Here is a 6,529-nt window from a genome sequence, read left to right as displayed (position 1 = left end):
TGGCTTTTGATGGTCATGCGGGTCTTGTGGTGCGGAAGTTCGTAGGGCGGCAGCTGGTTCGATCTGTACGTGCGGCCGGTGATGACCGGCTGGTCCGGGTCGCCGTCCCAGAAGTCGACGATCACCTCCTGGCCGATGCGCGGGATGGCGATGTGGCCCCAGGTGGCGCCGGCCCAGTTCTGCGCCACGCGGATCCAGCAGGAGCTGTGTTCGTCGTGCCTGCCCAGGCGGTCCCACGGGAACTGCACCTTGACCCGGCCCCATTCGTCGCAGTAGATCTCTTCGCCGGCCGGGCCGACCACGGTGGCCGATTGCGGCCCCTCGATGCACGGCCTGGGCAACGGTTCGGCGCGCCATTCGGTCCGGTCGGGGACCAGTTCGGCGGTGTAGTTGTAGCGAGTACCTTGTTCGCTGCCGGCGCTCTCTTCGGCCTGGCTGGTGTGCTGCACGCCGTGGTGGCGCATGCGTATGGGGCGCCAGCCGTGGTTCATGTCGTCGCGGGGGTGGCCGGTGAGCTCGAAGGACAGGCCTGGCACGAGGCGCGGGTCGTCGCCCTCCACGCGGGCAAGGCGGGCGTCGCGGCGGTGGCCGCGCAGGCGCGCTTCGGTGAAGGGCTTGCCGGCTTCGTCGCGCTTGTAGCGACCGGGATAGTCGTAACGCGCGTAGGCGGACGCCTGGTGATCTAGGTCGGAGCCGAGGCGAGAATGCTCCTGGTCGTACTGTGGATGGGTGAACGTGTAATCGCGCTGGGTCTGGCGTGCCGTACGCACGTTCTCGGTGTAGGTGAAGCGGTGCAGGGCGGGCTCGGGCTGGTCGCCGCCGGGGGTGGGGTTGTAGCGCACGGGTCCGCCGGCGATGCGGCCCTGCACGAACAGGCGGTCGCTGTGGATCATGCGGTGGCCGTCGGCGTCATGGCGGAAGGCAAAGTAGAAGGCTTCCTCGCGGGCAATGCGTTCGAGGAAATGCAGGTCGGTGTCGCCGGCCTGCACGCAGTATTCGCGGGGCAGGTGCTCGGTGGTGACGATCTGCTCGTAGTGGGTGGTCAGGCCGTGGTCCTTGAGCACGTGCTGGAGGATCTCGGGCACGGACAGGGTCTGGAAGATGCGCCAGTCGGAGGACAGGCGCAGGCGGGCGAGGGCGGGCTCGACCACGGCGCGGTAGCGCGTGCGGCGAAAGCCGGTGTCGCCTTGCTCGAAGCGGCTGACCAGCCCATGGACATGGCGCACCGGTTCGTCGCCACGCCAGAGGGTGAGCAGGGCGGGCTGGTCGAGGATGGTGGCGAAGTCGAGGTCGGGGTCGGCATGGGCCAACTGCACGTCGAGGCGGAAGGTCTCGGAGAGGGCTTCGTCGAGATCGAACTCGATGACCTCGAAGTCCACCCCGCCGACGACGGCGAAGCTGAAGCGCAGGTCGGACTGGCGTGCCATGGTGTGCTCCTTGCCGATCGGGGCGCGAGCACCGATCGTTTACTGGCCAGAGGAAAACGCGGCCGGCGCGTGCCGCCGGCTGCATGGGTTCGCCCGGGCTGTCAGGCTTCCTGCGGCTTGCGCCAGTCGTCGGAGGCTTCGGTGCCTGCGATGGCATGCGTCCAGGTGATCTTGCGGTAGGCCATGGCGACCTTGACCAACTGGGTGTACTCCGCCTTGCTCGGGTCCTGCGCATGCGGCAGCACCTGGTTGATGTCGACGATGGTGGCGTCTTCGAGCTTGGTGGTGAAGAAGTGCTCCTGCTTGCCTTCGGTGGAGGTGCGGTACCACTTGATTTCCACGGTCGGCAGCATCTCGCCGGTGGCCAGGGCCTGGTACAGCAGCGGCGTGGACTTGTTCAGCGGGCTGGTGAAGGTGAAGGGCTTGTGCACGCGCTGGCCCGAGGGCTGGCCGCTCTGCGGATCGGTCGGGGTGGCGATGCGGTGTTCGATTTCCTGGACCAGGATCTGGTCCTCGTGGCCTTCGACGTAGACGTTGCCGACCGAGTCGGCGGTGAAGGCGCCCTGGGTGATGTTGCCCTGGGTCTTGCCCTGGATGCTGATATAGGCGGGTGTAGGCATGACAGACTCCGTTGTCGTGAAAATGGCCTGATGGGCCGGGATGCCATCGCTGATGACAGAGGGTCTATCGCAAACGCCATGCCAATCTCCTTAGTGGCTTAAAGACACTTTAAGAAACAACGAGTTATGTAGTAATTTCGGAATTGGCCGAGCGGCCCAGGGTTCCCGCAGGCTCCGCCATCCGCGGTTTTCGGGGAGGATTGAGCCAGGATTGGCTTGATGACTCATATTTTTTGGGGGAATTGAGCCAAGGTTGACCCGGTTGTCTTCTAACGTGCTGATTTTACGAATAAAAAATCCAGCCAGAAATGGCCCGCACGCCCTTGTCGGTGATGCGGTAGGCGTCGCATGAGCGCATGCGATAACCCACGAAAAAAAGAGGTTCATCTAGGCGATCGCAGCCGTCGCGGCTTCGGTACCGACAGTCTTCCAGGACATGGAAACGAACGCCCCGTCATTCTCGCTGACCTTTCCAACAAGCGCTGAAGCAATGATCTGAAATGAAAAGGCCGCGATCAAGTTGGCACGGGCTGCCGTCAGCGGCGGAAGAATTGAGCCAAGGGAGGCGCGATATTGAAGGTAGATATGCCGTCGACCGAGAGTGCCTATCTGGCTCAATGCCGCGGATTTCACGCGAGGATCGGACAAGACCTTATGCAACGGTTCATCACGGCAAAACCCTTTCACCAATGCATCGACAAGCGCGAGCACCAGGCCTCGGATATCGGTGAACTGTTCGTTTTGCAGTCTTTCGATGACGGCCCGCTCGATCCGGTCGGTTACTTCCTGCTTGATGGCCGCCAGGATGTCTTCCTTGGCGCGAAAGCGGCGGTAGATATTGGCTACCGGCAAGCCCGATCCTGCTGCGACGGCGGCAATCGAGAAGCCGTCGATTCCTTCGGTTCGCAAGCGGGCTGGCGCATGGCCTGGCCGGCACGGTGGACATTGGCGCGACGGAGCTGGTGACGCACTGCCGGGCAGTACGGGCGGCCCGCGAGCAAGGCGAGGTCACGCTGGCGCACATTGCCCCGTCCAACAGGCGCTGGCGCAGTTCCAGGCGCAATTGCGCCAGTGGCTGGCTGTGGCGCAGGCCTGGGGACTTGCAGCCGGAATGCAATTCATGAGAGTCTCGCCCCGGCGCCGGGCCGTGTTCCGGTGCCTGGGCCGCCGCGCTCATCCAATTATCGGCGGTACAGCAGAGAAGGCAGTTCAGTTTTCCGGCATTCCCGTATTCCCGTATTCCAGGATTTCATCGTGACCATCCGCAGCTTCCAGGGCAAAGCCCCCCAACTCGGCGACCGCGTGTTCGTCGATGCCAGTGCCGTGCTGATCGGCGACATCGAGATCGGCGCCGACAGTTCCGTCTGGCCGCTGGTGACCATCCGCGGCGACATGCACCGCATCCGCATCGGCGCGCGCACCAGCGTGCAGGATGGCAGCGTACTGCATATCACGCATGCGGGGCCGTTCAATCCGGATGGTTTCCCGCTCACGATCGGCGACGATGTCACCATCGGCCACAAGGCGCTGCTGCATGGCTGCACGGTCGGCAGCCGCATCCTGATCGGCATGGGCGCCATCGTGATGGACGGCGCGGTGATCGAGGACGAGGTGATTCTCGGCGCCGGCACCCTGGTGCCGCCGGGCAAGGTGCTCAAAGGCGGCCATCTCTACGTCGGCAGCCCGGCGCGGCAGGCGCGGCAGCTCACCGGGAAGGAGCGCGCCTTCTTCAGCTACACGGCGGCCAACTACGTGAAACTGAAGGACCAGCATATCGCGGAGCAGGGCGACGCCTGAAGCGCGCCCTGTCCGCGGTGCGGCTTAGATGACCTTGCCGGGATTCATCAGGCCTTGCGGGTCCAGCGCTTGCTTGATGGCCCGCATCATGGCCAGTTCCACCTCGCTCTTGTAGCGGCGGTTTTCCTCGCGCTTGAGCTGGCCCAGGCCATGCTCGGCGGAGATCGAACCGCGGTGGGCGTGCACGCTGTCGTGCACGATCGCGTTGATGGCCTTGCTGTTGTCGAGGAAGGCGTCGTGGTTTTCGCCCACCGGTGGCGACACGTTGTAGTGCAGGTTGCCGTCGCCGAGATGGCCGAAGGTGACCATGCGCGCGCCCGGAAAGGCCTGCTGGATGAGCGCGTCGGTGGTGTCGATGAAATCGGCGACGCGCGAGATCGGCACGGCGATATCGTGCTTGATGTTCTTGCCTTCCTCCACCTGCGCCAGCGGAATGTGCTCGCGCAGGTTCCAGAAGTCGCGCGACTGCTGCACGGATTCGGCGACCACCGCATCCGCGGCCACGCCGGCTTCGAAAGCGGTCTCCATCATCGCCTCGAAGATGGCGCGCGCGTGGTCCTCGCTTTCGCTGTCGGACAGCTCCAGCAATACGACCTGCGGGTGCGGCCGGTCGAACGGGTAGCGCAGTTGCGGGAAGTGCGTGGTGACGAGCGACAGGCATGTCTGCGACATCAGCTCGAAGCCGGTCAGCAAGGCGCCGCCGCGCTGCTGGGCGATGGCCAGCAGGGCCAGCGCGGCGCGCGGGCTGGCCACCGCGGCCAGCGCGGTCACGCGCGCACGCGGCAGCGGATAGAGCTTCATCACGGCGGCGGTGATGATGCCTAGCGTGCCTTCGGCGCCGATGAAGAGGTCGCGCAGGTCATAGCCGGTATTGTCCTTGCGCAGGCCGCGCAGGCCGTCCCAGATCTCGCCGGCGGGCGTCACCACTTCCAGCCCCAGGCATAGCTCGCGCGTATTGCCATAGCGCAGCACCCCGGTGCCGCCCGCGTTGGTGCCGAGGTTGCCGCCGATGGTGCAGCTGCCTTCGGCCGCCAGGCTGAGCGGGAACAGGCGGCCGTGCTCGCGCGCGGCATCCTGCAGCTGCTGCAGGATCACGCCGGCTTCCACGGTGACCGTGTTGTTGAGCGGGTCGAGCTGGCGCACGCGGTTCAGCCGCTGCAGCGAGATCACCACCGATTCCGTGCCCGCCGCCGGCGTGGCGCCGCCGCACAACCCGGTATTGCCGCCCTGCGGCACCATGGCGAGCTTGTGCGCGTGGCAGGCGTGCACGGCGGCGGCCACCTCTTCGGTGTTGCCGGGGCGCAGCACCGCGACTGCTTCGCCGGTATAGCGCTTGCGCCAGTCGGTCAGGTAGGGAGCCTTGTCGGCGTCTTCGGTCAGCACATGCTGGCTGCCCAGCGCGGCGCGGCAGAGCGCAAGGAAGGATTCGAGCTGCGTGGCGTTCATGGCGGTGGGTCCGGTGCGGCTACTTGCGAGCCTGTTTGCGCGGCTTGCCCGGCTGCAGCGCCTTGGCGCGGCGCTTGTACGGGCGCAGGTAAAGGATGGTGGCGAAGAAGAACAGCAGCGACAGCGCCACCTCGATCCACGCGAGCGTGGAGGAGGGCGAGCGGTCGCTGGTGGCGCGCACGATGCCTTCGGTAAAGAACAGCAGGATCAGCATCGACGACCACTGCATGGTGTAGCGGTTGCGGGCGAGTACGCCACGCAGCGGCAGCAGCAGCGGCAGGAATTTCAGGATCAGCCACGAGCCGCCTGGGCGCAGCGGGGCAAGAAACCATTCCCAGCCGATGCACAACAGGATCAGCGCGATCAGGCTGCCGGCGCTCAGGCGGAACAGCGCGGCGCTGTGCAGCGCGCCGTCGGCGCCCCCGGCGCCGGCCGTCTCGGCGGCGCTCATGCGCGGCTCCCGGCGGCCAGCCGCACGGCAGTCTCGGCCAGGCGGCGGCCCATGGCGCGCGCCAGCACGGCTTCGTCCTCGGAGACCGGTGCGCTGTTGTCCACGCGTGCATGGTGGCTCGGGCCATAAGGCGTGCCGCCGCTGGTGGTGGTCATCAGCGCGCTCTCCGAATAGGGCAGGCCCATCAGCAGCATGCCGTGATGCAGCAGGGGGAGCATCATCGACAGCAGGGTGGTTTCCTGGCCGCCGTGCAGGCTGCCGGTGGCGGTGAACACGCAGGCGGGCTTGCCGCTGAGCGCGCCCGACAGCCATTGCGCCACGGTGCCGTCGAGGAAGTACTTCATCGGCGCGGCCATGTTGCCGAAGCGGGTGGGGCTGCCCAGCGCCAGGCCCTGGCACTCTTCCAGGTCGCGCAGTTCGGCATAGGGCGGGCCTTCGCCGGGAATGTCGGGGGCGGTAGCCTCGCTGACGGTGGAAACCGGCGGTACCGTGCGCAGCCGGGCATGGGCCCCGGGTACGCTGTCGATGCCGTTGGCGATCAGTTCGGCCAGCTTGCGGGTGCTGCCGTGGCGGCTGTAGTAGAGGACGAGGATTTCGGTCATTGACGAGGCTGCGGCGTGCCGCGCCGGGCGGCGGCGGCTCTGGTGCCGGGTTGGTGCCCGGCGCGGCGCGCAGGGCAATGCGCGTATTATAGTTGTGGCCCCGGCGTGGCCCGTCCAGGGGTGCCGCCAGGGCTGCCGCCGCAGTGTGCCGGCGCGCTTTCACTGAATCAGGTAAGGAGTTAGTCC

7 protein-coding genes are annotated in these 6,529 nt (G+C 66.3%); 1 reads left to right on the top strand and 6 read right to left on the bottom strand.

All coding sequences use genetic code 11. The features are described from left to right. The 3 genes from AB4Z48_RS18510 to AB4Z48_RS18500 all read right to left on the bottom strand — a co-directional run. Positions 1-1,427: type VI secretion system Vgr family protein (locus tag AB4Z48_RS18510; protein ID WP_441616492.1), on the bottom strand; the 1,427-nt coding region annotated here is incomplete at its 3' end. A 101-nt stretch (positions 1,428-1,528) separates the two neighbouring features. Beyond that, the gene (locus AB4Z48_RS18505; RefSeq protein WP_441616490.1) at positions 1,529-2,047 is read right to left on the bottom strand and encodes an Hcp family type VI secretion system effector; all 519 of its coding nucleotides are present in this window, start codon (positions 2,045-2,047) and stop codon (positions 1,529-1,531) included. Between the two features lie 387 nt (positions 2,048-2,434). After that, positions 2,435-2,956: a TetR/AcrR family transcriptional regulator gene (locus AB4Z48_RS18500; protein WP_441616488.1), complete on the bottom strand. Its 522-nt coding sequence runs from the start codon at positions 2,954-2,956 to the stop codon at positions 2,435-2,437. A gap of 345 nt (positions 2,957-3,301) precedes the next feature. Here AB4Z48_RS18500 and AB4Z48_RS18495 point away from each other — a divergent pair, with 345 nt between their 5' ends. Then, entirely contained in the window at positions 3,302-3,844 is a 543-nt protein-coding gene (locus AB4Z48_RS18495) for a gamma carbonic anhydrase family protein (protein WP_441616486.1), read from the top strand. Between the two features lie 24 nt (positions 3,845-3,868). On the opposite strand, the gene AB4Z48_RS18490 is transcribed toward AB4Z48_RS18495, so the two are convergent. From AB4Z48_RS18490 to wrbA, 3 genes are read right to left on the bottom strand one after another with little or no spacing between them, the layout of a single operon-like run. After that, positions 3,869-5,290, bottom strand: a complete 1,422-nt coding sequence (locus AB4Z48_RS18490; RefSeq protein ID WP_441616484.1) for an FAD-binding oxidoreductase — start codon at positions 5,288-5,290, stop codon at positions 3,869-3,871. A gap of 19 nt (positions 5,291-5,309) precedes the next feature. Next, a complete protein-coding gene (locus tag AB4Z48_RS18485; protein ID WP_441616482.1) occupies positions 5,310-5,741 on the bottom strand; it encodes a DUF2069 domain-containing protein in 432 nt (143 codons plus the stop codon). After that, positions 5,738-6,343, bottom strand: a complete 606-nt coding sequence (wrbA, locus tag AB4Z48_RS18480; protein WP_441616480.1) for an NAD(P)H:quinone oxidoreductase — start codon at positions 6,341-6,343, stop codon at positions 5,738-5,740. The genes AB4Z48_RS18485 and wrbA overlap by 4 nt, the downstream gene beginning before the upstream one ends. Positions 6,344-6,529 lie beyond the last annotated feature (186 nt).

The organism is Cupriavidus sp. 2TAF22 (assembly GCF_052115045.1).
GTDB lineage: Bacteria > Pseudomonadota > Gammaproteobacteria > Burkholderiales > Burkholderiaceae > Cupriavidus.
This window is presented reverse-complemented; position numbering and strand designations above follow the sequence as displayed.